This is a genomic window from Bacillus sp. AFS098217, assembly GCF_002551815.1.
In the GTDB taxonomy this organism is placed as follows: domain Bacteria; phylum Bacillota; class Bacilli; order Bacillales; family Bacillaceae_G; genus Bacillus_A.
In genome coordinates this window covers 1-25,998 of sequence record NZ_NVPR01000069.1, presented here as the reverse complement: position 1 = coordinate 25,998, position 25,998 = coordinate 1, and the positions used below count along the sequence as shown (strand labels likewise).

At 35.3% G+C, this 25,998-nt stretch carries 34 protein-coding genes and 1 pseudogene; 14 read left to right on the top strand and 21 right to left on the bottom strand.

The genetic code is table 11. From position 1 onward, the window contains the following. Nucleotides 1–70: 70 nt before the first annotated feature. Both COO03_RS27760 and COO03_RS18480 read right to left on the bottom strand, forming a co-directional pair. Nucleotides 71–304: a hypothetical protein gene (locus COO03_RS27760; protein ID WP_097898560.1), complete on the bottom strand. Its 234-nt coding sequence runs from the start codon at nt 302–304 to the stop codon at nt 71–73. An 11-nt stretch (nt 305–315) separates the two neighbouring features. Continuing rightward, nucleotides 316–609, bottom strand: a complete 294-nt coding sequence (locus COO03_RS18480; protein WP_097898559.1) for a DUF3986 family protein — start codon at nt 607–609, stop codon at nt 316–318. 121 nt (nt 610–730) lie between these two features. Between COO03_RS18480 and COO03_RS18475 the strand changes: the two genes are divergently transcribed. Genes COO03_RS18475 through COO03_RS18465 form a run of 3 tightly spaced genes read left to right on the top strand, consistent with a single transcriptional unit; the run spans nt 731 to nt 3,310 of the window. Next, complete coding sequence (locus tag COO03_RS18475) at nt 731–1,735, top strand: ABC transporter substrate-binding protein (protein ID WP_097898558.1); 1,005 nt, start codon at nt 731–733, stop codon at nt 1,733–1,735. An 11-nt stretch (nt 1,736–1,746) separates the two neighbouring features. After that, nucleotides 1,747–2,511: an ABC transporter ATP-binding protein gene (locus tag COO03_RS18470; RefSeq protein WP_097898557.1), complete on the top strand. Its 765-nt coding sequence runs from the start codon at nt 1,747–1,749 to the stop codon at nt 2,509–2,511. Then, nucleotides 2,504–3,310: an ABC transporter permease gene (locus COO03_RS18465; protein WP_097898556.1), complete on the top strand. Its 807-nt coding sequence runs from the start codon at nt 2,504–2,506 to the stop codon at nt 3,308–3,310. Before COO03_RS18470 ends, COO03_RS18465 begins: the two co-directional genes overlap by 8 nt. A 40-nt stretch (nt 3,311–3,350) precedes the next feature. On the opposite strand, the gene COO03_RS18460 is transcribed toward COO03_RS18465, so the two are convergent. From COO03_RS18460 to COO03_RS18450, 3 genes are all read right to left on the bottom strand, one after another. Continuing rightward, on the bottom strand, nt 3,351–4,475 hold the full coding sequence (locus tag COO03_RS18460) for a hypothetical protein (protein ID WP_097898555.1): 1,125 nt from the start codon (nt 4,473–4,475) through the stop codon (nt 3,351–3,353). 125 nt (nt 4,476–4,600) lie between these two features. Next, nucleotides 4,601–5,137: a DUF3267 domain-containing protein gene (locus COO03_RS18455; protein ID WP_097898554.1), complete on the bottom strand. Its 537-nt coding sequence runs from the start codon at nt 5,135–5,137 to the stop codon at nt 4,601–4,603. A gap of 82 nt (nt 5,138–5,219) precedes the next feature. Beyond that, complete coding sequence (locus tag COO03_RS18450; protein ID WP_097898553.1) at nt 5,220–5,492, bottom strand: hypothetical protein; 273 nt, start codon at nt 5,490–5,492, stop codon at nt 5,220–5,222. A 263-nt stretch (nt 5,493–5,755) separates the two neighbouring features. On the opposite strand from COO03_RS18450, the gene COO03_RS18445 reads away from it, so the two are divergent. Next, entirely contained in the window at nt 5,756–5,974 is a 219-nt protein-coding gene (locus COO03_RS18445) for a helix-turn-helix transcriptional regulator (protein WP_097898552.1), read from the top strand. After that, on the top strand, nt 5,961–6,398 hold the full coding sequence (locus COO03_RS18440; RefSeq protein WP_097898551.1) for a hypothetical protein: 438 nt from the start codon (nt 5,961–5,963) through the stop codon (nt 6,396–6,398). The genes COO03_RS18445 and COO03_RS18440 overlap by 14 nt, the downstream gene beginning before the upstream one ends. Nucleotides 6,399–6,654: 256 nt before the next feature. On the opposite strand, the gene mutTA is transcribed toward COO03_RS18440, so the two are convergent. Beyond that, entirely contained in the window at nt 6,655–7,134 is a 480-nt protein-coding gene (gene mutTA, locus COO03_RS18435) for an antimutator 8-oxo-(dGTP/GTP)ase (protein ID WP_097898550.1), read from the bottom strand. Nucleotides 7,135–7,218: 84 nt separating this feature from the next. After that, nucleotides 7,219–7,536, bottom strand: a complete 318-nt coding sequence (locus COO03_RS18430; RefSeq protein ID WP_097898549.1) for a hydrolase — start codon at nt 7,534–7,536, stop codon at nt 7,219–7,221. Nucleotides 7,537–7,646: 110 nt separating this feature from the next. Here COO03_RS18430 and COO03_RS18425 point away from each other — a divergent pair, with 110 nt between their 5' ends. Continuing rightward, nucleotides 7,647–7,880 carry a hypothetical protein gene (locus COO03_RS18425; protein ID WP_097898548.1) on the top strand — a complete coding sequence of 78 codons (234 nt, stop codon included), beginning with the start codon at nt 7,647–7,649 and terminating at the stop codon, nt 7,878–7,880. A gap of 71 nt (nt 7,881–7,951) precedes the next feature. Here COO03_RS18425 and COO03_RS18420 read toward each other — a convergent pair whose 3' ends face one another. Both COO03_RS18420 and luxS read right to left on the bottom strand, forming a co-directional pair. Then, complete coding sequence (locus COO03_RS18420) at nt 7,952–8,506, bottom strand: shikimate kinase (RefSeq protein WP_097898547.1); 555 nt, start codon at nt 8,504–8,506, stop codon at nt 7,952–7,954. Between the two features lie 139 nt (nt 8,507–8,645). Then, entirely contained in the window at nt 8,646–9,119 is a 474-nt protein-coding gene (luxS, locus tag COO03_RS18415) for an S-ribosylhomocysteine lyase LuxS (protein WP_097898546.1), read from the bottom strand. A 128-nt stretch (nt 9,120–9,247) separates the two neighbouring features. On the opposite strand from luxS, the gene yidD reads away from it, so the two are divergent. Beyond that, a complete protein-coding gene (yidD, locus tag COO03_RS18410; RefSeq protein WP_205684579.1) occupies nt 9,248–9,484 on the top strand; it encodes a membrane protein insertion efficiency factor YidD in 237 nt (78 codons plus the stop codon). Here yidD and COO03_RS18405 read toward each other — a convergent pair. Next, a complete protein-coding gene (locus tag COO03_RS18405; protein ID WP_097898544.1) occupies nt 9,481–10,044 on the bottom strand; it encodes a beta-class carbonic anhydrase in 564 nt (187 codons plus the stop codon). The two genes, yidD and COO03_RS18405, sit on opposite strands and share 4 nt — an antisense overlap. 221 nt (nt 10,045–10,265) lie before the next feature. On the opposite strand from COO03_RS18405, the gene COO03_RS18400 reads away from it, so the two are divergent. After that, on the top strand, nt 10,266–11,612 hold the full coding sequence (locus tag COO03_RS18400) for a cytochrome ubiquinol oxidase subunit I (protein ID WP_097898543.1): 1,347 nt from the start codon (nt 10,266–10,268) through the stop codon (nt 11,610–11,612). Beyond that, a complete protein-coding gene (cydB, locus tag COO03_RS18395; protein WP_097898542.1) occupies nt 11,602–12,630 on the top strand; it encodes a cytochrome d ubiquinol oxidase subunit II in 1,029 nt (342 codons plus the stop codon). The genes COO03_RS18400 and cydB overlap by 11 nt, the downstream gene beginning before the upstream one ends. Nucleotides 12,631–12,803: 173 nt before the next feature. Here the strand turns inward: cydB and COO03_RS18390 are convergent, their stop codons facing one another. Both COO03_RS18390 and COO03_RS18385 read right to left on the bottom strand, forming a co-directional pair. Further along, a complete protein-coding gene (locus COO03_RS18390; protein ID WP_097898541.1) occupies nt 12,804–13,037 on the bottom strand; it encodes a spore germination protein in 234 nt (77 codons plus the stop codon). Between the two features lie 85 nt (nt 13,038–13,122). Beyond that, a complete protein-coding gene (locus COO03_RS18385; protein ID WP_097898540.1) occupies nt 13,123–13,926 on the bottom strand; it encodes an S-layer homology domain-containing protein in 804 nt (267 codons plus the stop codon). Between the two features lie 325 nt (nt 13,927–14,251). Between COO03_RS18385 and COO03_RS18380 the strand changes: the two genes are divergently transcribed. Next, nucleotides 14,252–15,280 (top strand): YdcF family protein, encoded by a 1,029-nt coding sequence (locus COO03_RS18380; protein WP_097898539.1) that lies wholly within the window; start codon nt 14,252–14,254, stop codon nt 15,278–15,280. Nucleotides 15,281–15,666: 386 nt separating this feature from the next. On the opposite strand, the gene COO03_RS18375 is transcribed toward COO03_RS18380, so the two are convergent. Further along, complete coding sequence (locus COO03_RS18375; RefSeq protein ID WP_097898538.1) at nt 15,667–16,524, bottom strand: LysR family transcriptional regulator; 858 nt, start codon at nt 16,522–16,524, stop codon at nt 15,667–15,669. 99 nt (nt 16,525–16,623) lie between these two features. Between COO03_RS18375 and COO03_RS18370 the strand changes: the two genes are divergently transcribed. After that, a complete protein-coding gene (locus tag COO03_RS18370; RefSeq protein ID WP_097898537.1) occupies nt 16,624–17,778 on the top strand; it encodes an MFS transporter in 1,155 nt (384 codons plus the stop codon). A gap of 183 nt (nt 17,779–17,961) precedes the next feature. Here the strand turns inward: COO03_RS18370 and COO03_RS18365 are convergent. After that, nucleotides 17,962–18,169: pseudogene (locus COO03_RS18365) on the bottom strand (Tn3 family transposase); the annotation flags it as partial. A gap of 262 nt (nt 18,170–18,431) precedes the next feature. On the opposite strand from COO03_RS18365, the gene COO03_RS18360 reads away from it, so the two are divergent. Genes COO03_RS18360 through COO03_RS18350 form a run of 3 tightly spaced genes read left to right on the top strand, consistent with a single transcriptional unit; the run spans nt 18,432 to nt 20,297 of the window. Next, on the top strand, nt 18,432–18,806 hold the full coding sequence (locus COO03_RS18360; protein WP_097898536.1) for a GntR family transcriptional regulator: 375 nt from the start codon (nt 18,432–18,434) through the stop codon (nt 18,804–18,806). 2 nt (nt 18,807–18,808) lie between these two features. Then, a complete protein-coding gene (locus tag COO03_RS18355) occupies nt 18,809–19,678 on the top strand; it encodes an ABC transporter ATP-binding protein (protein WP_097898535.1) in 870 nt (289 codons plus the stop codon). Then, on the top strand, nt 19,662–20,297 hold the full coding sequence (locus tag COO03_RS18350) for an ABC-2 transporter permease (RefSeq protein WP_306620552.1): 636 nt from the start codon (nt 19,662–19,664) through the stop codon (nt 20,295–20,297). The genes COO03_RS18355 and COO03_RS18350 overlap by 17 nt, the downstream gene beginning before the upstream one ends. 216 nt (nt 20,298–20,513) lie before the next feature. Here COO03_RS18350 and COO03_RS18345 read toward each other — a convergent pair whose 3' ends face one another. From COO03_RS18345 to COO03_RS18315, 7 genes are all read right to left on the bottom strand, one after another. Next, entirely contained in the window at nt 20,514–21,323 is an 810-nt protein-coding gene (locus COO03_RS18345) for a DUF4247 domain-containing protein (RefSeq protein WP_097898533.1), read from the bottom strand. A 13-nt stretch (nt 21,324–21,336) separates the two neighbouring features. Continuing rightward, complete coding sequence (locus COO03_RS18340; RefSeq protein WP_097898532.1) at nt 21,337–21,843, bottom strand: DUF4178 domain-containing protein; 507 nt, start codon at nt 21,841–21,843, stop codon at nt 21,337–21,339. A 21-nt stretch (nt 21,844–21,864) separates the two neighbouring features. Beyond that, nucleotides 21,865–22,269 carry a DUF350 domain-containing protein gene (locus COO03_RS18335; protein WP_097898531.1) on the bottom strand — a complete coding sequence of 135 codons (405 nt, stop codon included), beginning with the start codon at nt 22,267–22,269 and terminating at the stop codon, nt 21,865–21,867. Between the two features lie 79 nt (nt 22,270–22,348). After that, nucleotides 22,349–23,014 carry a PspA/IM30 family protein gene (locus COO03_RS18330; protein WP_097898530.1) on the bottom strand — a complete coding sequence of 222 codons (666 nt, stop codon included), beginning with the start codon at nt 23,012–23,014 and terminating at the stop codon, nt 22,349–22,351. Nucleotides 23,015–23,395: 381 nt separating this feature from the next. Next, nucleotides 23,396–23,563 (bottom strand): FeoB-associated Cys-rich membrane protein, encoded by a 168-nt coding sequence (locus tag COO03_RS18325; RefSeq protein ID WP_097898529.1) that lies wholly within the window; start codon nt 23,561–23,563, stop codon nt 23,396–23,398. Nucleotides 23,564–23,579: 16 nt separating this feature from the next. After that, the gene (feoB, locus tag COO03_RS18320) at nt 23,580–25,568 is read right to left on the bottom strand and encodes a ferrous iron transport protein B (protein ID WP_097898528.1); all 1,989 of its coding nucleotides are present in this window, start codon (nt 25,566–25,568) and stop codon (nt 23,580–23,582) included. Further along, complete coding sequence (locus tag COO03_RS18315; protein WP_097898527.1) at nt 25,565–25,792, bottom strand: FeoA family protein; 228 nt, start codon at nt 25,790–25,792, stop codon at nt 25,565–25,567. Before COO03_RS18315 ends, feoB begins: the two co-directional genes overlap by 4 nt. Between the last annotated feature and the right edge of the window lie 206 nt (nt 25,793–25,998).

Here is a 25,998-nt window from a genome sequence, read left to right as displayed (position 1 = left end):
TTTTTAATTGATGTATATAATAACTAGTTAAAAGTAGTTTGGATAACTTAAACTTTTTTACTGCTATCCACTATTGAATGAGAGGAAGAAGCCAAATTTTCCATATGATGCATACAATCACGATGAATGTATAATCACCAAAATCTAATTTAGGGCCTTTCTTTACATGCATATCCAACCAAATATGCATAAGTTTCATTTCCTTATATTTATGGATATTCTTCTTTGCAAAACGATAAGAAAGGGACTGTAATATCATACAGCCTATTACAAATATAAGTAACAAAATCAGAAAATCGCCCACGAAACGCCTCCCTATTTCTGCATTGTCTTTTCTAATATACGGTGCTTCAAAAGCCATTCTTCAAACTTAGCACTGCCAAATTCCCAGCTTAAATCATTAGCATGTACAGAAAAAACACGATACCCGGAATAGTCATCCATCCATTCATCTTCCTGCACCCCAGTTGGCGTAATCCCATAAAAAGCAAAATTGAAAAAGACATCCCATACATCTTCTTGTTTTCTTTTATACGCAATCGATTCCACATCGTACTCATCTCCGAAATAATCGAGATGTAAATGCATGTCATCATATTCATACTTCATTTTTATCACCCCTTATATTTGTACTTCTTTATGATCCAAAAAATTCCTTCTATGTCCACTCACATCTAGGCACTTACCTACATATTATGTCAGTAGATTGATTTCTAGGAGGTGTCTTGTATTGAAAAAATTCATAGCTGTTTTCTGTATACTTGTACTTACTGTTTTTACGTTTGTCGCTTGTAGTAAAAAAGAGAACACAAAGCAGCAAACACAAAAAATTCACATTGGTGAAGTAACACATTCCCTCTTTTACGCACCGTTATATGTTGGGATTGAGAAAGGATTTTTTAAAGATGAAGGTCTAGACATTGACTTACAAACGACAGCTGGTGGTGATAAAACGATGACTGCACTGTTATCTGGCGGAATCGATATTGCACTCGTCGGTTCTGAAACATCCATTTATGTTCACCAGCAAGGAGCAAAAGATCCGGTTATTAATTTTGCACAGCTTACACAAACGGATGGTACCTTTTTAGTTTCACGTAAAAAATTAGACTCTTTTAATTGGAACGATGTCAAAGGCGTTACTTTCCTTGGTCAGCGTAAAGGTGGTATGCCGCAAATGGTTGGAGAATACGTTTTGAAGAAAAATGGAATTGATCCTCATAAGGATACAAATTTAATTCAAAACATCGAGTTTGTGAATATTGCCAATGCCTTTGCATCCGGCACAGGAGAGTTTGTTCAGCTCTTTGAACCAACAGCGAGCATCTTTGAAAAAGAAGGAAAAGGTTATATCGTTGCTTCTTTTGGGGTTCAATCAGGAACTGTTCCTTACACAACATTTATGGCAAAAGAAAGCTTTTTGAAGAAAGATAAAGCTGCGGCTGAAAAATTTACACGTGCCTTATATAAATCACAGCAATGGGTCGATACACATAGCCCAGAAGAAATTGCCGACGCTGTTACCCCGCTTTTTAAAGACACTTCAAAAGATATTACGGTAAAAGTAATTGATCGCTACAAAAAACAGCATTCTTATGCAACAAATCCATTATTAGATGAGGAAGAATGGAAACAATTGCAAACAATTATGAAAGAGGCTGGAGAATTACAAAAAGAAGTTCCACACGATGCACTCGTTAATACAAAAATTGCCGAAAGCGTTATCAAGAAATAGAGGCGAATACAATGAGTTTCCTACAAATACGTAACGTTTCCCACTGCTTTTTTGCAAAGGACGATGCTCGGCTCGTTTTAAAGGATATGAACTTACACATAGAAGAAGGTGAATTCGTTTCCTTTCTTGGCCCCAGTGGTTGCGGAAAAACAACACTTCTTTCTATTATCGCTGGACTGTTAAAACCAATTGAAGGCATCGTCTTTTTAGAAGATGAGCCAGTGAAAAAATCGACTTCTTCCATGGGGTATATGCTCCAGCAAGATTACTTGTTTCCTTGGAAAACAATTGAAGAAAATATCATGCTGGGACTGCACATTACAAAAATGTACAGAGAAGAAACGAAAGAATATACATTACAACTTTTAAAACAAGTTGGTTTACAAGGGGTGGAAAAACAATCCCCACGTGAACTCTCTGGTGGTATGCGCCAGCGTGCTGCACTCGTTCGAACACTCGCAACAAATCCGAAAATCCTTTTGCTGGATGAACCATTTTCAGCACTTGATTATCAAACGAAATTAAAATTAGAAGAGCTCGTCTTCTCATTATTACAAACGTATAAGAAAACATCGCTACTCGTTACACATGATATGGAAGAGGCCATTGCGATGAGTGATCGGATTTACTTGCTTCAAGCTAACCCTGGAAAAATTGCGAAGACTTTTATCGTCCCAGAAAGTATTCGCTCCTTATCTCCATTAGCAGCACGGCATCATCCTGACTTTCCAGCCCTTTTTCAAGACATATGGAAGGAGCTGGAACGCCTTGGATAATATAAAACAATTACACGCACAGTTTCGAAAAAAAGAACGACAGCGCACATGGATTGCTCGGCTCTTACAATTGCTGCTTCTTATTCTCTTCTTTGCATTATGGGAAATCTCTAGTAAGCAAGAATGGATTGATCCTTTACTCTTTAGCTCTCCTTCTAGCATTTGGGGATTGTTTCTAAGTAAATGGGGAGACGGATCTCTTTGGATTCACATCTGGACGACACTGCTTGAAACAGGAGGCGGCTTTATCCTCGGCACAGTCCTTGGAACAATCATCGCGACCATTCTTTGGTGGATACCTCTCTTAGCTCGCGTATTAGACCCATACCTTGTTGTCTTAAATGCCATGCCAAAAGTAGCACTTGGCCCAATTATTATCGTTATTTTTGGTCCAAACATTTCATCTTCTATCGCAATGGGTGTAATTATCTCCATTATCATTACCATTCTCGTTATTTACAGTGCCTTTCAAGAAGTTGATTCTAACTATTTAAAAGTAATGGATACGTTTGGTGCAAATAAATGGCAGTGCTATAGGCAAGTTATTTTACCATCTTCCTTCCCAGCAATTATTTCAACACTAAAGGTAAACGTTGGATTATCCTGGGTTGGAGTTATTTTCGGAGAACTCCTCGTCTCTAAACAAGGGCTTGGTTATTTAATTAGCTACGGATTTCAAGTCTTTAACTTTACGCTCGTACTGCTGAGTGTGCTACTGACATGTGTCCTTGCCACTCTTATGTATGTATTTGTGGAAGGATTTGAGAAACTAATGATAGGAAAACGAAAAAAAAGCTGACTCCAAACAGCATGCCGGGGTCAGCTTCCTTTTCAAATTACTATTCTTTTACTTTCTTTGAAATCTCATATAATCCAGATAATACTTCTGCTCTCATTTTTACAAGCTCAGGAAATTGATAGAAGAAAGCAATTTTTTTATACTTCAGTTCTGTTCCTTCTTTCACTTTCTTTGAATCTTGTAAAATGAATGCTGTAAATGTATCTGCAATATCTTCTGCTACATTCGTTGTTCCGTACTCAGAAACAAATTGATCGTGCTTCTCTTCAAAAAATTGTATTTGTGCATCTTCATTTGTTTCAATTTGTTTTTCTTTCCATTCCTGCTCAATTACTTTCCAAAAAGAATCATAAAATTGATTAATATATGAATCTGCCTTCGCGCACCCTTCTTGTAAGAAAAGAGTTTTACATTTATTTTGATAAGATGAAATATCTCTCTCCTCTTCAAATGCCTGTAAATACTTTTTATCGACTGGAATTTGTTTATCACTAAGCGTCAATACGTGAGCCGTCTCATGAATTAACGTCTTTATCACTTCATCTATATTCACACTTGAATCAAGCGTATCTAAACTTAACACCCAATCTTTTGGACTATCCATATTAGGAGTCACATGAGCAACAATTCCATCATATCCATCTGTCACAATATCAAACTCTGTTATATTCTTTCGGTACTTAGATGGCATTAACGTACGATAAATGTCCCATAAGGTTTTGTGATAATCTATATCCTCATGCTGCTTAATGATTTCTTTCTTTGCTTCTTGATCATCAGCGAACACTTTATTTAAACGCTTCTTATCTAGTTTTTCAAAATAAGGATCTATAATATCTTCATCATTAATATAATAGGACGCTAAAAAGAAATAGTTTTCCACATCATTTTTCTTTTTTTCAGCTTCCTCTATACTGTCTGCCTTTGCAGAATTCCCTTCAGTGCTTTCTTCTGGCCCCTCTACATTTCCCTCTGGTTCCTCAAGCTGAGACAGACTTTTCATCTTTTTATGCACCTTTTGAATCATCTTATCCCCGATTCTCGTACATTCTTCTTCTGTTTCACATACGTCTTTCCTTTCGGCGACTTCTACCTCTTTACTGCATCCCGCTATCAAACTAATCGCCATAATAAAACATGCTAACTTTCCATACCGCTTCCCCATAACAACCTCCGCCATTCTATTCTACAAAGATATAATAAGCATTTTCTTAAAAATATGCGATACTTATTTCTAGGAAGGTTTTTTATTTAGAAAAAGAGGACATATTCATAAGATATGTCCTCTCTTCATTCATACACCGTGAATTGCGGTTTACTTGGGTGATCAATAACCATCGCATCATCCGGGAATTTTAATAGTTTTTGATATAAGACTAAGTCTCCTATACAACCCGCCGTTAATAACACACCGAGAAATGACAGTGATGGAACATTCATTGCGACTCCGATTAAAATTGGTAAAATTCCAGTTGGTATAAACGGAAGCATCAATGCCTTTTTCATATGCTTCACTGTGATTGGCTTTTTAGAATGGGCGTAAGCAACACCTAATTTTAAATTTATGCCCCACGCTAATTCACTCCACGGCACTCCTCCAATGTAACGAAATCCGATTAAATGTAGTGCTTCATGAATACAAATAAGAACAATCATTGCAACAATTAAAAGAATCATTATAGGTAACGTAATGGTTAAGTTAAGCTCTTTAAAAAGAAACACATGCAAAAAACCAACTCCAAACATTATTGCAATCGTTAAAATTAATAAATAAATATTTAACTTTACCATTGAAATGGAGACGATCGTTTCTTTTGATTGTGTCATATTCTTCCCCCTATAAAAGTAAAGATATCTTTACATCGAATTGTATATGGCTCTCCAAAAAATGTAAAGATATACTTACACCTTAATTTAGAAAAATATCCAAAAGTTGTTTTGAACAATAAAAACATTTATAACTTCGCATGATAAGATTCATGTAATGCATCACACTCGTTGGAAATCGATCAATTGCGTTATAGGTTCCTTGTATCATTCCGCCAATGACTTTTGGATTTACGACATGTTTCATCGACTGAAAGGTAGCTATTGCTTTCTCACTAAATTTTGCCACTTTTGAACCTTTGGCTATAAGTTTTAATGTCCGGTAAATGTGAGTGCCATCATTCCGACGCCCCATAAACGGTCGCTCCAGCCTACTTTTTCTCCTGTTACCGGATCCTATTCTGCGCTAATACGTATGAAGTCATCTCCCTCCATACTTTCACTGAATTTTGAAGTGGGAGTATTATTGCCCGCGAATAGCAAGATAAATCTTCATGCGTAATAAATAAAACAGAAATTCACATAGCAATTCCTTAGAAAATTGACATCCAATATGCAATTTATATATGGAACTATGTAATTTATATGTTACAATGGAGTTAAGGAGAGATCATATAGGTGAGAAATAACGTAAAGATAGCTCGTGTTCAAGTAGACTTAACACAACAACAATTAGCCGAAAGAGTAGGTGTCACTCGGCAAACCATTAGCTTGATTGAAAAAGGCACATATAACCCCACGCTAAAATTGTGCTTAGAGATTTGTTATGTAGTGAATAAGACGTTGGATGAAATATTTTGGATTGGCAAGGAGGAGCAGATACATGAAAAAGATTAAAGATGAACGATTGCAAATGCAAAATTTGAAAAACATTCGGATTGCCTTTATTGTTCAAACGATAGGGATATTTGCCATTTTACTTTATGAGGTGATAACAAAAGGGATTATGGAAGCTAGAAATAATCCATTATGGGAAGTACTTATGCTTACTGTTGTTGTTTTTACTTGGCTGAATCTCAAAATTAACGTTGATGTGTATGATAATGCACATCACCAGAAAAAGCCTGGTCCCTATTACCGAATTGTCATCCTTTCTGCATTGGTTGGCACTGTTTTTGCACTTCTGGCAAAGTTCGGCCCAGATCACAGTAGTAACAGTGAAGCCTTACTCGCAGGAAGCGTCATTTTTGTTTGTTTTCTCATCCCTTTTTCTTTTGTTTACTATTTACGAAAAAAACGCTTAGAGGATCATGACGTATAATATGAAATTCTTCCATGGTAACCGATGAGCTGTTTTTACAACTTTATATTTTTTAATAAAAATTGGCTTAAAGATGTTCCAAAAGAATTGTTTCCCTATTTTAAAGCACTAATTAAATCCATTACCAATTAGGAAGAAGAGATATTCAATTACTTTAATTTTCCTATCACGACTGCCTATACGGGATCTGTACTCTAACGATTCCTATATAGGCATCTTTTCTTTTACATCGCTAAACAAAAAGAAATCGGCCACTTTATTTCGTAAAACAGCCGATTTCTTCTATATGTTTCATCGTACGCGCTAATACATCATCGCGCATAATAAAGCTAAATTTCCTATCGTTTTTAATGTTATCTGGAATCTCTTCTAATAAAACAGACCCTTTCGTTTCCTCATAGTGTGTATGTTCTTCAACTGCACTAATTGTTGCGAAATAAATGTTTTTAATGATTATTTTGTCTTTTCCAGATACTTTATATTGTCCTAAGTAAGTTAAATTAGAAACAATCCCGCCAGTTTCTTCATGAACCTCTCGAACTGCCGCTTCTTCCGGTGTTTCCCCAATTTCTACTTTACCACCTGGAAATTCAAGTCCGCGGCGCAAATGATGCGTTAATAACCATTGATCCCCGTACCGGCATACAACCCAAACATGCTTTGGCTCAGGAGAAAATGGATAACGTTCAAACGATAATTGTACAGTATTGTGGTAATAATCTTTAAATTTGTACATGCCATTACTCCCCTATTGATGGTTACAAGTTTTTCCTACCACAAATTGTAGCATATTCTCGCTTTTCTGCCTAATGTTATCCAACTATAATCCATTGATTATTCCCATTTGCGCGACTAATTCTTTCGTTTCATGATTTCCTAAATCATAAATCATCTTATATGCTTTCTGCAGTTGTTCATCGTAACGGTCATTATTAGAATCATGATGATACTCAACAAACGGAACGTGAGAACGCACAAAAGAGCCGAGATCTTCACGGTATGCTTGATCAAAATACTCCCGAAGCTGAATAATTTCCTCATCATTCGCGTGGATCTCAAAGTTATATGTATCCGCCGTTTTCACCTGCGAAATTTGACCGTTTCCTACTGATATATAGTAAGTTTTCTTATTATCCATATAACGCCCTTCTTTCACCCTTTTACTTTCTATTGTTTTCAACAATTACAAAATTATGTAAAATAAAGAAAAGGACACTTCTTACATAGCAAATAAAAAGGAGGAATACAATGTTAGCTATATTACGTATTTTCTTCGTTCTTCTCACTCTCGCCCTTTGTATCTATTCTCTGTCTACCAATAACTTCGCACTCTCTCCTTACATACAACTTGGTTTAAGCTGTACATTTATCCTTACTGGGATTAATGAAATAAAAGCAGGACGAAAGTCAATGAGCATTCCGTATTTTGGTATTTCTGCTCTTATGTTTTTCATTATGATATCGAATATTGTTGCTAAATAGAAAGCAATACGACAGCTACTTTCCTTTTCGTTCTTTTGCTCTTGATATGTATAGTACTCATTTCCCACCTCTTAATCAACAAGCTGAATAACCTCGTCCGCAACTTCCTTCACGGACTTTCCATTTGTATAAATGACATGCTTTGCCAATAGTTTATTTGATTTGTGCGTAATGAAATGTTCATTTATTTTAAATACATCTTTATTATCGGTTATTGTGTGTAATCGTTCATTTAAAGTCTTCACTGACTCATCAACATTAGCACTTGGAAGTAACAAGAAAACATTTTTATGTAGATTTAATGTAAATTGTACTTTCTTTAATAAATTATCGTCCTCGTAAACAGAATGCCCTCCGCCAAAATCAATTACATGATTTGGATAATCTTCTAGTACCCTTTGAACAGAATGTGCTTCAAAAGGCTTCCAGTATTGATAGACTCCTTTAAATCCCTTTTGCTCTCGAATCTCCTTTTGCCTTTCCTGACTAAAACCAATTTCTTTATAATACTCAAAACGCACCTCATCAATTGAACATTGAGGAATATGTAACTGATTTGAAATAATTTCTGCAACACTTGTTTTTCCTGAACAAATAGGACCAATTAGAATAATTGTCTTTTGCATAAGTAGACCCTCCTACATTTAATTGTAAAATTATTCTAATTATAACACTTTCCCTTCCACTATTGACGCTTCGATACCATATGACATGTACAAACAAGGACTAAAAAAGCTGCCCTTTCACAGGCAGCTTCCTCATCTTTTATCCAAATACTTTTTCAAGATCATCTTTATTCTGGCTTAACCAGAAGTTCATCAAGCGTTTCGCTCCTTCTAAATCATGAAGCTTCGCTTGACCGCACTGCGTTTCGTTTGCAGCTGGAATTTCTATAATTTGAACCGCATCTTTTAATGTAAGCTCTAATAAATCAATTACTTCACGAACTGTTGGTGTTCCACTTACAACAAGGTAATACCCTGTTTGACAACCCATTGGTGAAATATCGATAATATCAAAATGCGGATAACGATCAATATATTTACGTAAATTAAATGCTAATAAATGTTCTAACGTATGAATAACATCTGGTTTCATTGCTTGTTTGTTTGGTTGGCAAAAGCGAATATCGAATTTATTAACAATACCGTCACTACCTACTTTATGAACACCACAATGTCTTACATAAGGTGCCTTTACAATCGTATGATCTAATTCAAAGCTCTCTACTGATGGCATAAAACATCTCTCCCGCTTTAATTTTAATTCCGTTATATCCAATATGATATAACGGAATTTCACATTAGTAAAGTATTATGTGCGGTCGTGCTATAATAATAGAAGAATATGCTGAGAAGGAGACCGTTATGAAACAGATTTTTATTGGCATCATACGCTTTTATCAAAAGTTTATTTCCCCGATGACGCCACCTACATGTCGCTTCCATCCAACATGCTCGCATTATGGATTAGAAGCATTCCAAAAGCACGGTGCTTTCAAAGGATTTTGGCTCACATTAAAACGCATATTAAAATGTCATCCTTTTCATCCAGGAGGATTCGATCCCGTCCCGGAGAAAAAGGAAAAAGAGCATAAGCATTAAGCTTCGTAGCCATTCACAACTAGATCTAATTTTCCTGTATCAGGATGAATAACAAGACCATGAACAGGTACTTCTGCTGGAAGTAACGGATGGTTACGAAGTATTGAAACGCTGTGCTCTACACTTTCTTCAACGCTAGAGAATCCTTGTAAAAATCTTTCTAAATCGATTCCAGAATAGCGAAGTGTATCTAATTTCTCTTCCGTTACACCGCGCTCTTTCATTTTTTCAATTGTACTGCTCGCCTCTATTTTTGCCATACCGCAGTCATGATGACCAACAACGCATACTTCATCTGCACCAAGTTCATATACAGCAACTAAAATACTACGCATAATACTACCAAACGGATGCGAAATAACAGCGCCTGCTACTTTAATAATTTTTACATCGCCATTACGCATATTCATTGCCTTTGGCAGTAATTCAACAAGGCGAGTATCCATACAGGAAATAATAACCATTTTTTTGTTTGGAAATTTCCCTGCTTCATACTCCTCATATTTCTTCTCTTCAACGAATTTTTCATTGTACTGCAAAATCTCCTCTAATGACTTCATAGTAAAAAACCTCTTTTCTCTCATTTAGGTTACACATTCAGTGTATCAAACTCTAAAAAATACCAAAAGTATATTACTTTATCGTAATTTTATATTTTTCAGACAACCGACATAATTCTTTCATAATATACACACAGCTCTGTAACAACTCTCCCATACTTTTCTCACGTTTCCACTATAAACTAAATGTAGATAATGTTAAAAAGGAGTGAAACTTTATTATGTCCGACGTTCTGTTACTGAGTCGTTTTCAATTTGCAATTACTGTTTTTTATCACTTTTTATTTGTACCTTTGACAATCGGACTTGTTATTTTAGTGGCGTGTATGGAAACACAATATGCACGTACATTAAATCCAACTTATCGAAAAATGGCGAATTTCTGGGGTAAGCTATTTACGATAAACTTCGTAATGGGTATCATAACCGGTATTACAATGGAGTTCCAATTTGGGACAAACTGGTCAGAGTACTCAAAATATATGGGGGATATCTTCGGATCACCACTCGCAATAGAAGCACTTGTTGCTTTCTTCTTAGAATCTACTTTCATGGGAATTTGGTTATTCGGTAAAGATAAAATCTCACCAAAGTTCCGTGCTTTTTGTATGTGGATGGTTGCACTTGGAACAAACATTTCCGCTCTTTGGATTATTACAGCGAACGGTTTCATGCAAAACCCAGTTGGCTACGTAGTTCGCAATGGCCGCGCTGAATTAAATGACTTTTGGGCACTAATTACAAATCCATACGCATGGCATATGTTCTTCCATACTGTTGTTGCTTGTTATATCGTTGGTTCATTCTTCGTTATGGCAATTAGTGCTTACCATTTATTACGCAAAAACGATGTAGAATTCTTCAAAAAATCATTTAAGTTTGGTTTAATACTTGGTTTATTCGCAGCAACAGCAACACCTTTCATCGGTCACGAATCCGGTGCTTTCGCAGCGAAAATGCAACCTGCAAAAGGTGCAGCAATGGAAGCTGTTTGGGAAACTGGGGAAGGAAAAGGGTTCTCCATTATTCAATTCCCTGATGTGAAAAACGAGAAGAACTTCGAAGCATTAACAATTCCAAAACTCGGTAGCTTCTTCTATACAAATTCATTTGATGGAAAAATCGTCGGTTTAAAAGATATTCCAAAGGACGAACGTCCAAACGTAAATCTAGTTTACTACAGCTTCCGTTTAATGGTTGCACTGGGCACATTCTTTATGGCACTTACATGGTTTGGTTTCTATTTAAGCCGAAAAGGAAAACTAGAAAACTCAAAACGTTTCTTAAAAATTACAATGTGGTCTGTATTACTTCCATATGTAGCAATTAATGCAGGTTGGATTGTTGCAGAAGCTGGTCGTCAGCCTTGGACAGTATACAAACTGATGCGAACAGCAGAATCAGTTTCACCAATTTCTGTACCGCAAATTTGGTTCTCATTACTTAGTTTAGTATTGTTCTATACATTGCTTTTAATTGCCGATGTATACCTGATGCTGAAATTTGCTAAGAAAGGACCAGCAGCATTAGAAGAATCTACTAAGGGAGGTGCATCTCATGTCTCATGATACGCTTGCAGTCATTTGGTTTGGTTTATGGGGCGTGATTTGGACAGTTTACTTTATTCTCGACGGTTATGCACTTGGTAACGGAATGATTTTCCCGTTCGTTACGAAAGACCGAAAAGAGCGAAATCAAATGCAAGAAGCAATCGGCCCGTTCTGGGGCGGTAACGAAGTATGGTTAATTACAGCGGGCGGTGCAACATTCGCTGCCTTCCCAATCACATATGCAAATATGTTTAGCTACTTATATACACCTTTATTTTTAGTATTACTTGCTCTTTTCGCTCGTGCAGCTGGGCTTGAATTTATGCATAAGGACGATTCACCAATTTGGCAAAGTGTTTGTAAATGGGCATTTTCAATCGGTAGTTTCCTGATCGCATTCTTATTCGGTGTTACATTTGCAAACCTATACTATGGACTGCAAATCGGAAAAGATGGTTATGAAGGAACATTACTTAGCTTATTAAATCATTACGGTATTTTAGGCGGTCTCTTCTTCACAGCAATCTTCGTCGTATCCGGTGCACTTTGGGTTATGATTAAAACGACTGGTGAAGTATCCGATCGTGCTTATAAAATTGCAAAACCATTTTCTATGGTAGCTGCTATTATTTTAGCTATCTTCTATGTGGCAACTGCAAACCGTACAAACTTATTCCAAAACTTTACGGAATATCCAGTACTATTTATCATTCCTGCACTTGCAATGTTGATGAGTGTTGTAACAATCGTTATGGTATACAAACATAAAATCGGTTTCGCATTCACATCTGTCTGCTTAACAATTGCTCTGTTTATGGCAACTGGATTTGCAGGCATGTTCCCAAGAATGCTGCCATCACGTATTAACGACGCTTATAGTACAACGTTATACCAAGCAGCAGGTAGTGAATTAAACTTAAAAATTATGTTCTTTGTGGCAATGGTCATGGTACCAATCGTTATTGGATATCAACTATGGAGCTACACAATCTTTAAAGATAAAATTCATAAAGACTCTGCTAAAGGGTATCACTAGAATGAAAAAAGACACTCCTAAACGAGTGTCTTTTTTTGCTTACACGTATGTTTTTCGATAAGATGTTAAGTTTCCAATTTAACATCTGTGACAAAGAAGAATTACTAGCAGCTTTCATCAAGATTGTATCATATAACATATACGCAAATTCTATGCAATTTTACATATTGAGCTTATAACGAAAACTGGATTCCTTGATCATTCCCATCGTTGTCACTTACATCAGCCGTACTAATCCCATTAAAGGCATTCACAGTAAATCCTGTATTACCTGCTCCAGAACCGGCATATGTTTTCGCTGCCGATATCGGATGTACATTGTACTTATCCCCTAGATTAGCCATTCCATTACAGTTTTCAATAATTATCCCCTCAATAACTGCAGGCATCGTATCACTCACTTTCATTATGTTATTTTCAGTTTATGAAGAGTGCCTAAAAAAATAGCCTGTTTCGTAAAAAAAGAAAAAGCACTCAAATGAGTGCCTTTCCTTACTTGTTACGTCCTTTATTTCGCTCACAAGCTATTCCGTCACCATCTTTATCTAAATGAGAACCGTAAGCCGGGCTATCTGGTGTAATATCATAATATCCAGCAGCATTTGCCTCTTTACAGTTAGCAAAATATTTTTTTTCTGGCTTAACCTCAGGCTTCGTTTCTGGTGTAGCTCCTGGTCTTTCTTCCAAAGGTAACGTTGCATTATATAAGAACTGAACATATTGTTCACGGCTTACATGCATCTTAGGTGAAAACATACCATTTCCTGTTCCAGCAGTAATATAATTAGACTGTACTGCACTAATTGCAGTATTTGCCCATGATTTTCTGTCTACATCTGGAAAAGTGTTTTCTGATTTTGCTTCTAGTTGAAATGCTCTTGTTAAAATTTGCGCCATTTCTTCACGAGTTAAAGAATCTTTCGGTCTAAAAGCACCTGTATCGTCTCCCGCGAAAATTCCCATTTCCGTTAAAGCCAAAATTTCTTTTTTAAACATAGTTGAATGATCATTAATATCTGTATAAGGATTGTTATAATCCTCTTTTAAAGCTGGTTTAAAATGACGGAACATAAGAGCTGCAACTTGCTCACGAGTAACATCGTCTCCTAAACCAAAGATTCCATTTCCATATCCAGCAACAATGTTTTTATTTGCTAAATCCATAATCGCTTTATACGCCCAATGGTGATTTGGAACATCCTTGAATTGGTTGATTTCTGCTTGTACATTTCCAAGAGAAATGAATGTTGTTGTCGCGACAATTGCACCTGTCATAATTATTTTTTTGAAATTCATTGCTAAGTCCCCTTCTATTTACAAGTGGTCATTCATTTTTTCTTACATAATAACAAATTATATATATTAATTTTGTCATATGATGTCGAAACGAAAAACAAAAAAAGACACTCCACAGAGTGTCCCAAACCATTTTACTTTTAATAATATCGCTTCGAATATATTTTACCATATTTATCTATATTTTTCGTTGAGAAAGTTCTAAATTTTACTTTTTTTGTTTTTATATACATTTTTTATCAATATTAAAAAATATCATATATAATGAAACAGAACTTATTAAACTAGTAAAAATCATATACAAATTGAGGTGCTTACAGAAGTTATGTTTTTCGAAATCATTACACTTATTTTACTTGCTATTTTTCTGTTCTTTTATTTAAAAGATCCTCGAAGTTTAATAGTCGGATTTTTATTTAACCTATTCTTTTGCTCATTTCTTATTCTTTCCCTTTATTTAGGTTTCAGCTCAAATTATACGATATTTAGAATTATTGCCATTATACCATTTTTAATCATTTTCTTTATGTTAACCTTTGGTATATTCGCTTTAATGATCGGACTGTTTCTTAATGCAAGAACTTTGATGAGAAAAGAAGGGCGACGTCTTTCTAACTGTTTAACTTTGATTGCTGGACTAGGTATTTTACTCCATATCGTATTCTTACTCTTTAATCCATTACGATTTTTATCTCCTCATTTCCGGCCGATTTTTACAGGAGTCTTTTTGATTATGGTCTATTTCTTTTTCCACTTATCAACTTTCTTAACAGCTTATTTTCTATATCAATTCAATAGACCAGGGCGCAATCAAGACTTCATTATCGTTCTTGGCAGTGGATTAATTAATGATAAAGTGCCACCACTTTTAGCGAGTAGAATTAATAAAGCAATCGACTTTTATTGGAAACAAGCGGCTGTTACTTCTCCGCCTACAATCATTTTCTCCGGTGGACAAGGCCCAGATGAAAATCTTCCTGAAGCGGAAGCGATGCAAATGTATGCTGTTGAAAAAGGGATTCCTATCGAACATACAATACAAGAAAATCGTTCTGTAAACACATATCAGAACATGCTCTTCTCAAAACAAATTATGGATTCATTAAAAGACAAATACAAGAGCATCTTTACAACAAACAATTTTCACCTGTTCCGCGCTGGCTTATATGCAAAACAAGCTGGCCTCAATAGCCAAGGAATTGGTTCAAAAACCGCTTTCTATTATTGGCCAAATGCGATGATTCGAGAGTATATTGCGATTGTTGTTATGGGGCGTAAGCGTCATATTAAAGTAGTAGGCGTTATTTTAGGGTTCGCTGTAATTTTAACAGGTATTAGTTTTTTTATTAGTTAATTTAAATAAACAAAAAAGAAAGTGGCTGACCCTAAAATAATACTTTAGGGTCAGCCACTTTCTTTCTAGCTCTGTAGAATCACAATTTCTTTCATTTCCTTAACCCTTGGTAAGGTAATTCCCTCCCTTTGTTCAATTACCAAAGGATGATTCGTCGGTTCTATATAAATCCATTTTAATTTTTCGACATCTAAATCCCTGCTATGCAGAATAAAAGGTAACCTGCACTCGTTTGCTCTTTCTGTTTTCACTTCGCATGTGGCAGAAAAAGGAACTGACCGCTTCTATGCATGGCCAGATGCTCTCTCCTACCTAACAAGAGGGGTTTTAATCGATGTATATACAATTCGATAAGAGGTCAATCCTTTTCTTATACAATCCTAGGACTAAATCGACAATTGATTACATGTTAAAAAAGCATCAATTATCGGCGAACGTTCTTTAAACGCTAAATGAATGTGCCGATATTGTTTCTGCTTTAATTTTTTCATTTCAATATTCTTATGTGATTTAAAAAATAACTCTGGTCCCATTGTAATCCCAATATTTTGCGAAACCATATTAACAATCGTTTCGCAATTCAATACTTCTAATATAATATTCGGACGTACTTGGTAATCAGCTAAATTTTTTATTACTAACGGCTGATACGGACCTTTCGGCATGATAAAGTCCATTCCATCGATTTGCTGAACATCCACCATTTTTTGATTCGTCAACGGATGATTTTTCGGTAATCCTAATACGATTTCATCTTTGCTAACTGGGATTGAGCTTATTTGTTTATTTATATTTGCTTCTAAAACAAATCCTATATCAACTGTACCGTTATCAATCCATTCCACTACTTCTTTGTATGTCCCCTCAAACAATAAAACTTTAATACCCGAGTAACTCTGTTTAAGTTCTAATAACATGGGTGGTAATATTTGTGCTGCTGCACTTGTAAATGCCCCAATTTTCAATGTACCTTCCAATCGATTATTCTGCATAGATACTTCTTGTTTAATAGCCGCTTCACTCTTCAATACATTTTGAATATGAGGGAAAATACGATTTGCAAACTCCGTTTTTCTAATTTCAGATTGCTTATTCCGATGCAACAAAGGATATCCCAACTCTTTTTCTAAACTAGCAATCGCATGACTAACAGCTGATTGCGTCATATTCAATTGTTCTGCCGCTCTTGTAAAATTACCTAACTCTACTACCTTTTGAAAAATTTCATATCTAGCTATCGTCATGAATTTTACTCATACCTCTCATGTAAAATATGAATTTCATTAATTTCATTATACCCGTTACGATAAAAAGAGAACAATTCATCAAAAGGAGGATTCACATTGAATAAAATATTTTTATTAACATTTGGGATGTTCGCACTAGGAGTAGATGCTTATATAATGGCAGGAATCTTACCTCAAATCGCTGATGATTTTCATGTTTCGATTGGGACTGCTGGTCAAACCGTAAGCATCTTCACAATCTGTTATGCCATTGCGGCACCTTTGTTTGCTGCATGTATGAGAAGGACAAATACGAAACATACATTACTAGCGGCATTATTCCTTTTCACATTCTCTAACTTCCTAACTGCTATGACTCATCATTTTATGATTTTATTAATTTCTAGAGGCTTAGCCGGTATAGGTGCTGGTCTATACTCACCATTGGCGTCAGCTGCTGCTGTTACATTCGTTTCTGAGAAACGACGAGGAAGAGCACTCAGCACCGTTTTGCTTGGAATGAGTGCTGGAACCGTAATTGGCGTTCCATTTGGTATATATATTGCTTCCATTTATGAATGGCGCATAGCGATGTGGTTTATCGTCGTAATTGGGGCAATCGGAATATTTGCTCTCTTCGCTAAGTTTCCTATGATAGAATCTAGCCCTTTGCCAACATTAAAAGAGCGGCTAAGTATGTTCAAAAACAAAAAAATCTCTCTTGTCATGTTTATTACAATGATAGTAAGCTTTTGTAGCTTAGGCTTGTATACATACTTAGATTCCATCATTATTGCATATGGATTCCAAAAATCTATCATGTTTATTTGGATGTGGGGAATCGGTGGAATTGCTGGAAGTTTTATAATTGGATTTATAATAGATTTCTATAAGAAACCAAAGACCATATTACTGTACTTAATGGGAATCATGTTTTTCTCATTTATATGTATGGGAGTTTTCCATGAAACTGCGTTATTGTTAGCCATCTGTTTAATTCTTTGGGGCAGTACAGGATGGGCGGCACTAGCTACTCAGCAAAAAACACTCTTAGAGATGAGTCCAGATCATGCTACTATTTCAATTGCTTTACTTAGCTCTATTAATTATTTTTCAGGTTCCATTGGGACAATGACAAATGGAATATTTTTAGAAAAAGGAATAGACCCTATCACTTTACCTTATATAATAGCCGGTATATTGCTTTTGGCTATAGGGGGACAATTCCTGTTTATAGGTAAAAAAATTGTAAAAGTACGTGAATCTCACTAAATTACTATTCACATAATCTCTTATGCTCTTTCCCACTTTCCACATACTTATGGAACATGTCGTTTGCTCTTTCTGTTTTTACTTCGCATGTGGTCACCATATCAAAAAAGAAAATTGTACGTTTAGACACAATTTACCCGGTTCCTGTACGCTAAGGAACCGATTATTTATTTTACTCCTTTTTTAGAGCATTTTATCTCGTAATGGTCTTAAATTATTGAAATTTGTTTTTTGGTTTAAGTTCCACACATAATCGCCTGTCAATGTAATATGTTCCCAACTAATTGAAATCCTCTGGAATGTTTTCTCCTTTTGCACGTAAAGCATCTACTGCACGTGATATGTATACGGTATTCCATAAAACAATAGCTAAGATAAGAAATTGTAAACCCCTTCATATATTATTTTTTAGAAAACAACAGTTTTCTTCTAATTAACTAAGTTATCTTTATGATAATAACCAGACTTGTTATTTGCTACAAAGAACTGTATCTCACAATTTAAAAAACATATTATGTTAGGCTAATCTAAAACTAAAAATAAGAATAGCATGATGCCCAAATATAAAAAATTCAAATCACTTTAAGTGTGTATATTGTATATATTGTACACATTGTGTATAATGCGTATAGAAGCTAATAAGGAGTTAAAACATGAAAATCTTACTATCTAATAGTTCTAAATCACCCATTTATCAGCAAATCATTGACCAAATTATATTACAAGTATCAAATGGGACATTGAAAGAAAATGATGCATTACCTTCCATGCGTTCATTAGCAAGAGACTTGAAGGTAAGTGTTATTACTTCAAAAAGGGCGTACGAAGAACTTGAAAAAGCAGGTTATATCTACTCTATAGTAGGGAAGGGCTCATTTGTTGCAAAACAAAACAAAAGACAACAAGTGGATGAATCAAGTGATCCAATACGTGAAAAATTTAGTGTAGTCGTTCGGGAAAGTAAAGCTAGTCATTTATTAAGGGATGAGTTAATACAGATTATTAATCGTATTTATGAGGAGGAGTAGAAATGGAAAACATTGTAGAACTGAAAAATATTTCAAAAACATATAAAGGATTTTCTTTAAAAAATGTATCGTTCAACATTAAAAAGGGGTTTGTAACGGGATTCATTGGTGCAAATGGCGCAGGAAAAAGTACAACAATTAAACTAATTATGGATCTTATTAGCAAGGATAGTGGGGATATCAAAGTTTTTGGTAAGGATCATCAAAAGGATCAAGTTTCTATTAAAGAGCGTATTGGATTCGTATACGATGACAATATCTTTTATGAAGATATGACAATTCATCAACTGAAAAAATTCATTGCTCCAGCTTATAAAAAATGGGATGAAAATCAGTTCAAATTCTACATACAGCACTTTGAGTTACCAACTAACATAAAAATGAAAAAGATGTCTAAAGGGATGAAAATGAAGACTTCCCTAGCGTTTGCACTTTCACACCATGCCGAATTTATTATTATGGATGAACCGACATCTGGACTCGATCCTGTATTTCGAAGAGAACTTTTAGACATCCTTTATGATTTAATGGTCGATCAAGATAAAACAGTCTTTTTCTCCACACATATTACAACTGATTTAGATCGTATTGCTGATTATATTGTATTTATTCATAATGGAGAGATTGTGTTTGAAAAAGATATACATAGTATTTCTGAAGAATATGCAATTGTAAAAGGGGATACAGTCTTACTCACATCAGAAATCCGGAAACAATTAATTGGAATTCGTGAAACAAACGTGGGATTTGAAGCACTCACAAGTAACGCCAGCCGTTTACGTACACAATTAGGGAATGATGTACTAATTGAAGAAGCGACATTAGAAGATATTATGTACTATACAAAAAAGGGGAATGTTCAATATGTATAATTTAATATTAAAGGACTTTCGATTGCAAAAATTAATTATGTTACTCTATATCTTTATCACATGCGTTTTTATTGGGACTTTTGGAAGCTTTGGATTAATAGTCGTCTTGGTAGCTTGTTCCTATATGATGAATCTACATTATTATGACGAAAAGAATAATAGTCACAAGTTTATCAACAGCTTGCCGTATAGTAGAAAAACTATTATTATGTCAAAATATATCGGTACAATGTTATTTACACTTATGGTAGTTGTATTTTCTTTGTTGATTCAAGCGGTAATTCAATTTGCATCTCCAACTTATGGAGTTGAAATTGCCAATCCACAGGCAATCGTGGTTAGTGTTCTTATCGTTATGTTATTTACATCCATCTATTTACCATTTTTCTATCGCTTCACCAATAAATATTTGATGGTTGCTGTCAGTATTATTTTTCCTGTATTTGTTGTTTTATGGAGAACAATTGAGGCATCTGTAAATATTACTGACCTTGTATATAGCGTCACTACACAATTTACTATTAATCAACTAATTATACTTACTTCAATCGTTACCATACTTATATTTATCGGTTCTTACTTCTTAACGGTGAGAATTTATAAACGTACTGATTTTTAAAAATTTTTTTAACGGAAATATAAAATAGCTAGTGATAAAAAATTTGAAGGTTATAAATTAACATTAACAGATCATTCTTTAAGTGGTGGTTTATCCGAATACAAAGGTGTTATGAATGATGTTGATGCTGTAAGTTTCGAAGTACCAAATGTAATTGTTTATTACCTAAGGACAAAAAAACCCAAGAAGCATCTACTCTGCTCCTTGGGCTTTCTTTTACTTTCTCTTCGTAACTTTCCCTGAACCACCAACACTTGTTTTAGGGGGAGATGTATTCTTTGGCGGTGTTTTAATTGATGATTTTGGCTGTACATCAGAACCGCTGGAACCACCCGGTGATTTAATGATTTTCCCTTTATTTTCCGTAGATGGTGGAACCGGTTTACTTCCTTTTTCTGTGATTTTCCCTGTATCACCTACAGATGTGTTTGGATCAACCTTATCGCTTCTTTTAATAATAGATCCTTTACCTTGTTTTGTAATAGGCGGCGGTGTTTTCTTTTCTTCTTTTGTAGGTGGTCGTTCTGGGGTAACCGATTTATGATTTTGTCTGTCGTTATATCCACGATAATCACCATGATATGATTTTCGTGAATCAAATATATCGTTTAATATACTCGCCATAATATATCCTTCTAAAAAGGATGGCTGATAATTTTGGCGAACATACTCATTATTACTTATTTCAATTAATGTATCAGATGGCTTCTCCTTATCCTTTTGAATATTATATAGTTTATCAGGATAGACAAGGAACATCTGGTTTTCATCTTTTTTAGACGATTGCTTTGGCTCTTTCTCATCAATCAGTTCCTTCGCAACATCTGGAACTGACCGATTGGTGGCCCTATACACATATGATTCTTGCTTACCATCTTTTGCAACAGATTCTAATGGGTAGCGGTCTTGAATAGACTGTTCATTTCCCCCTCCCAATAATATATAACCAGCAACTAGAAGTATCCCAACGATAACAAAAATAGCGATACCGAGCGATTTAATCATGGTAAACAATCGGTTTGACATGATTATCGCCTCCTTATGTTGCCCTTATAATTTGTACATCCGCAGAAAGAATTGTTTCTCCCTCATACATCATTGTGCGTCCATCTTGCCATTCGATACGAAGTAATTTTCGATTATCTGATTGAAATTCCCACACGTATTGCTCATCCGAAACAGCAAACGGTGTTTTTCCCGTCACAACAACACGTCCGTTATATTGTTCCTCCATATGGTACTCTATATTATCCATTTCAATCGTTGTTGGAATCTCATTTATAGAATCCAATCGCCCATCAATTGGTGTATACAGCTTATAGTAAGTGCTTTCACGGTTTTCGATTTTTAAGTAGCGAATTGTTTTCCCATCTCGTAATGTTAAAACTATTTCATTACGAGAGTGCATACTTGTTTTTCCGATCAATTCATACATCACTAATGAAACTTCGATCATATCCCCAGGTGCTAACGTTAATAGGCTCTTCTCTGGTTTAACAGGCTCTGGGCTTTTCATTATATTTTTAATACGTTTGAATAAACTCATAGTCTATCCCTCCTTTTTTCGTTATAGACAAGCTGCTAAAATGAAGGCTCCGACAATATGTAACGAGCCAGCTAGCAAAGCATGTGCGACATGTCCTTCCTTCGTTCCCTCTTCTAAATCTAATCCAACTGCTTTTTTCAAAACCAGTTCAACAAACATTTGGACAACTAATAAAATAACGAATGAAACAGCCGACGCAAGGAGTGCCTGCCATAAGTCATTTGATTTCGTAATCGATTGTGACAAAATATAACCTTGCGCAAATAACTTCATAGTAAAGCGCGTTGTCACAGCCATATTTCCTTTTTTAATTTCTGATAAATCGTTGTATTTTGTAAAAATAGAATCAATCCACATAAGTACAAATAAAAGAACAGCACTTGCTCCTGTCCATACAAGCATGGCTAACACATTCATCCATGTCATTATGTAACCTCCTCTAAAAGATAATAGAAAACCGACATGATTGGTTTCCAGACATGTCGGTTCCTTTGTCTATTCTATATTATTTCTCATACTGCTTCATAATACGGGCTAATTCATCATCCACAGCTGAATTTTTATTTAAGCTTGCAAATTCGTCATCTAATGATTTTTCTTTTTTGTAGATTTCGCCGCTTGCCTCTGCTTCAGCTTCTAATTGAAGTGCTTTTTCTTCCATACGGCTCAGGCCAGCTTTCGCTGTATTTGCATCAAATCCAGACATTGCCTGATTAATATTCTTTTGTGCTTTCGCTGCATTTACACGCGCTACAAGTGTTTCACGTTTATTACGTAATTCTGTTAATTGCTTACGCATTTCTTCTAGTTTTGCACGAAGGTTATCAGCGGCAGCTTTATTTTGCTCATAGCTTGCTTTATACTCATTCATCTTTTGCTCTGCACTTTGTTTCTCTTCTAGTGCACGGCGAGCAAGGTCAATGTTATTTGCTTGAACTGCCATATGCGCTTGTTCTTCACGTTTCTTTACAAGTGCTTCTTGCTCTTCAAACAATAATTTGAATTTCTTCTCAAGGGCGATTTGAGCTGCTACGCTTTTCTCCGCTTCTTGTACATCCTCTTGCATATCACGTAAATATTGATCCGTCATCTTAACTGGATCTTCCGCTTTTTCAATTAATGCATACACATTTGACATCGTTAAATCTCTTAATCGCTTAAATACAGACATTTAAATTCCTCCTATAAACTGCTTCATATTTCAAATTCAGTAACTGGGAATCTCAAAAAATTTCCTTTACAGTAAGAATATTCATTTCTAAAACCTATGTGTACATTATATCAAAAATAAAACACTCTTACATCTTGTTTTTTAAATATACAAGCGATAATCTGACATTCCCAGCATAACATCTATCCATACTATATACTTACTTTCGATTTCCTCTAAATCCTCTCTCTTTTATCAAATTTTTAACTCTTTTCACTAAATTACATCATTGTAATGTTACTGTAAGCGAACTCGATAGTTTGAAGAACATTATTCTTATAAAATAAAATCAGAAGCCGAGATTAAAACAAAAAAGCTTTGCGAATTTCGCAAAGCTTTTTTCTATTTATTCACGACTTGCTCCATATTAGGACTACAAGTATTTGACTGACACGATTTACTTAAGGCACATGCTGCACATTTACCTTTTTTACTTCTCTTTACAAAATTAATTAACGTATATCCTGCATATCCAAAAATGACAGCTCCAATTACAATATTGACTATCATTATGATACATCTCCTTCTAGAATCCGAGTAAGGATCCAACTTGATATATAACGAGTGTTAATACATACGCAATAATAAGCGGATAAACAACAGAGAAAATTGTCCATTTTACAGAACCTGTTTCACGGCGAATGACAGCTACTGTCGCTAAACATGGAACGTATAATAAAATGAAGAACATAAATGCATACGCTGATAACGCAGTATAGTGCGCCCCCATTATATTTCCTAACGCATCTTCTTTCACCGCATAAATAATTGCCATTGTGGAAACAACAACTTCTTTTGCTAAAAACCCCGTTAAAAGTGAGGCTGCTGCTTGCCATGTTCCAAAACCAAGTGGTGCTAATATTGGCGCAATAAAACCGCCAATCACCGCTAAGAAACTGTCTCCCATATCAACGTTAAATCCAGATGGACCAGCATAATTCAGTAACCAAATGATAACAGAGCCACCAAAGATAAATGTACCTGCTTTACGAACAAAGCCTTTTCCTTTTTCCCACGTACTCAACCATAACGTTTTCGCTTGCGGTATACGGTAAGGCGGAAGCTCAATTACAAAAATAGATTTTTCTTCTTTTAAAACTGTAAGAGACATTACTTTTGTAACTAAAAGCGCAAGCACAATCCCTACAATGTATAAGGAGAACACAACTAGCGCTTGACTATGAGGGAAAAAGACTCCTGCAAATAATGCATATACAGGCAAACGTGCTGAACAAGACATAAATGGTGTTACTAACACAGTAAGTAATCTTTCTTTCTCTTGTTCAATCGTTCTTGCTGCCATAATCCCTGGCACATTACAACCAAAGCCGATAATCATTGGAATAAATGCCTTCCCGTTTAATCCAAAGAACTCCATAATACGGTCCATAACAACCGCAATTCGAGCCATATACCCTGAGTCTTCTAATAACGAAATAAAGAAGAACAATGCAAAAATTTGCGGAACGAATACTAATACCGCACCAACACCGGCAATAATCCCATCCGTAATAAGTGCCTTTATAAAATCAGATGCACCAATACTTGTAAGGCTTGCTGTCACCCAATCCGTAAACTGTCCACCAATAAATGCATCAAACAGATCCGATAAAGGTGTCCCAATCCACGTAAACGTAACCTGAAAAATAAAAAACATAACAGCTAAAAAGATTGGAAGACCTAAAATTTTATGTGTAATTAACTTATCGATTTTTTCTGAGAATGGAATTTTCCCTTCTTTTTCATACTGAATAACACTTGTTTTTAACTTTTCAATATACGCTGCACGTGTATTGTAAATATGCTGTTCTAGCGTACCATCAATTGCTGCTTCTAAAGTAGAACGAATTGCTACTAGGTCCTTATAGATTGGTAATTGTTTTACCTCTTGCTCTACTACTTCGTTATTGCTTAAAAATTGAAGTGCTAGCCATCTTGGATACTCATAGTTTTCCTTAGTGAGAAGCTCCATAATGTCTGCAATTCCCGCATCTATTTGTTCACCATATGAAAGAATGAATGGCTTTTTCTCTTTCTTTTCACTCTCATGAAGAGTAGCAAGTAACTCTTCGCAGCCTTTTCCACTTCTTGCAACGACAGGCACAGCCGTTACTCCTAATATTTCTGATAATCTTTTTACATCAATAACGATTCCGCGCTGCTTCGCAACATCGATCATATTTAAACCGATAGAGACTGGCTTACCAAATTCTAATAATTGCAGTGTTAAATGCATGTTGCGCTCAAATTGAGAAGAGTCAACAATATTCAGCATATGTTGAAATTCTTCTTTTAATAGGAAGTTTGTAACGACACCTTCATCTCGAGAAAGAGGATTTAAATCATATACACCTGGTAAATCAATTAATGTCCCTTGCTTATTCTTTAACTTACCAACCTTCTTTTCTACCGTTACCCCGCTCCAGTTTCCTACATATTCATAAGAACCTGTTAGCGCATTAAATAATGATGTTTTTCCTGTATTCGGGTTCCCTAGTAACGCAACCTTATTCACGCCAATTCCACCTTTATCATTTCCGCGTCACAATGACGAATGCTAATTAATTGTCCACGACACTCTAATGTACATGGTCCTTTAAACATCGCTTTTTGTTTTAAACGAAGTTCACTTCCTTCAGAAAGACCAAATGCAGCTAATCTACGTTTTAATAATTTATCTAATGATTGTATATTTTTTACTAATACCATTTCACCTATTTTAATATCAACTAAGCTCATAATTTTCCTCCCTAGAAGATAATGATAATTATTTTCAATAAGATTATAACACATTCTATGAATCAAAGACTATACCTTTTTTTTTACATTTATTAACGCTTTCATAAAATGATGCTTACATACTATATAAATCCCTGCTATGCAGAATAAAAAGTAACCGGCACTCGTTTGTTCTTTCTGTTTTTACCTCGCATGTGGCAGAAAAA

What these genes read in the sequence shown, in the direction of transcription:
- mutTA (WP_097898550.1), bottom strand. Translation starts at nt 7,134, where the DNA reads ATGTACAAATTTAAAGATTATTACCACAATACTGTACAATTATCGTTT.
- COO03_RS18405 (WP_097898544.1), bottom strand. Translation starts at nt 10,044, where the DNA reads ATGAAGTCATTAGAGGAGATTTTGCAGTACAATGAAAAATTCGTTGAA.
- COO03_RS18480 (WP_097898559.1), bottom strand. Translation starts at nt 609, where the DNA reads ATGAAGTATGAATATGATGACATGCATTTACATCTCGATTATTTCGGA.
- COO03_RS18350 (WP_306620552.1), top strand. Translation starts at nt 19,662, where the DNA reads ATGTTCAATATGTATAATTTAATATTAAAGGACTTTCGATTGCAAAAA.
- COO03_RS18340 (WP_097898532.1), bottom strand. Translation starts at nt 21,843, where the DNA reads ATGAGTTTATTCAAACGTATTAAAAATATAATGAAAAGCCCAGAGCCT.
- COO03_RS18470 (WP_097898557.1), top strand. Translation starts at nt 1,747, where the DNA reads ATGAGTTTCCTACAAATACGTAACGTTTCCCACTGCTTTTTTGCAAAG.
- COO03_RS18355 (WP_097898535.1), top strand. Translation starts at nt 18,809, where the DNA reads ATGGAAAACATTGTAGAACTGAAAAATATTTCAAAAACATATAAAGGA.
- COO03_RS18315 (WP_097898527.1), bottom strand. Translation starts at nt 25,792, where the DNA reads ATGAGCTTAGTTGATATTAAAATAGGTGAAATGGTATTAGTAAAAAAT.
- COO03_RS18380 (WP_097898539.1), top strand. Translation starts at nt 14,252, where the DNA reads ATGTTTTTCGAAATCATTACACTTATTTTACTTGCTATTTTTCTGTTC.
- COO03_RS18450 (WP_097898553.1), bottom strand. Translation starts at nt 5,492, where the DNA reads ATGGGGCGTCGGAATGATGGCACTCACATTTACCGGACATTAAAACTT.
- COO03_RS18440 (WP_097898551.1), top strand. Translation starts at nt 5,961, where the DNA reads ATGAAAAAGATTAAAGATGAACGATTGCAAATGCAAAATTTGAAAAAC.
- COO03_RS18420 (WP_097898547.1), bottom strand. Translation starts at nt 8,506, where the DNA reads ATGCAAAAGACAATTATTCTAATTGGTCCTATTTGTTCAGGAAAAACA.
- cydB (WP_097898542.1), top strand. Translation starts at nt 11,602, where the DNA reads ATGTCTCATGATACGCTTGCAGTCATTTGGTTTGGTTTATGGGGCGTG.
- COO03_RS18335 (WP_097898531.1), bottom strand. Translation starts at nt 22,269, where the DNA reads ATGACATGGATGAATGTGTTAGCCATGCTTGTATGGACAGGAGCAAGT.
- COO03_RS18400 (WP_097898543.1), top strand. Translation starts at nt 10,266, where the DNA reads ATGTCCGACGTTCTGTTACTGAGTCGTTTTCAATTTGCAATTACTGTT.
- COO03_RS18455 (WP_097898554.1), bottom strand. Translation starts at nt 5,137, where the DNA reads ATGACACAATCAAAAGAAACGATCGTCTCCATTTCAATGGTAAAGTTA.
- COO03_RS18460 (WP_097898555.1), bottom strand. Translation starts at nt 4,475, where the DNA reads ATGGGGAAGCGGTATGGAAAGTTAGCATGTTTTATTATGGCGATTAGT.
- COO03_RS18345 (WP_097898533.1), bottom strand. Translation starts at nt 21,323, where the DNA reads ATGTCAAACCGATTGTTTACCATGATTAAATCGCTCGGTATCGCTATT.
- luxS (WP_097898546.1), bottom strand. Translation starts at nt 9,119, where the DNA reads ATGCCATCAGTAGAGAGCTTTGAATTAGATCATACGATTGTAAAGGCA.
- COO03_RS18385 (WP_097898540.1), bottom strand. Translation starts at nt 13,926, where the DNA reads ATGAATTTCAAAAAAATAATTATGACAGGTGCAATTGTCGCGACAACA.
- COO03_RS18325 (WP_097898529.1), bottom strand. Translation starts at nt 23,563, where the DNA reads ATGATAGTCAATATTGTAATTGGAGCTGTCATTTTTGGATATGCAGGA.
- COO03_RS18425 (WP_097898548.1), top strand. Translation starts at nt 7,647, where the DNA reads ATGTTAGCTATATTACGTATTTTCTTCGTTCTTCTCACTCTCGCCCTT.
- COO03_RS18360 (WP_097898536.1), top strand. Translation starts at nt 18,432, where the DNA reads ATGAAAATCTTACTATCTAATAGTTCTAAATCACCCATTTATCAGCAA.
- COO03_RS18430 (WP_097898549.1), bottom strand. Translation starts at nt 7,536, where the DNA reads ATGGATAATAAGAAAACTTACTATATATCAGTAGGAAACGGTCAAATT.
- COO03_RS18390 (WP_097898541.1), bottom strand. Translation starts at nt 13,037, where the DNA reads ATGAAAGTGAGTGATACGATGCCTGCAGTTATTGAGGGGATAATTATT.
- COO03_RS18375 (WP_097898538.1), bottom strand. Translation starts at nt 16,524, where the DNA reads ATGACGATAGCTAGATATGAAATTTTTCAAAAGGTAGTAGAGTTAGGT.
- COO03_RS18330 (WP_097898530.1), bottom strand. Translation starts at nt 23,014, where the DNA reads ATGTCTGTATTTAAGCGATTAAGAGATTTAACGATGTCAAATGTGTAT.
- yidD (WP_205684579.1), top strand. Translation starts at nt 9,248, where the DNA reads ATGAAACAGATTTTTATTGGCATCATACGCTTTTATCAAAAGTTTATT.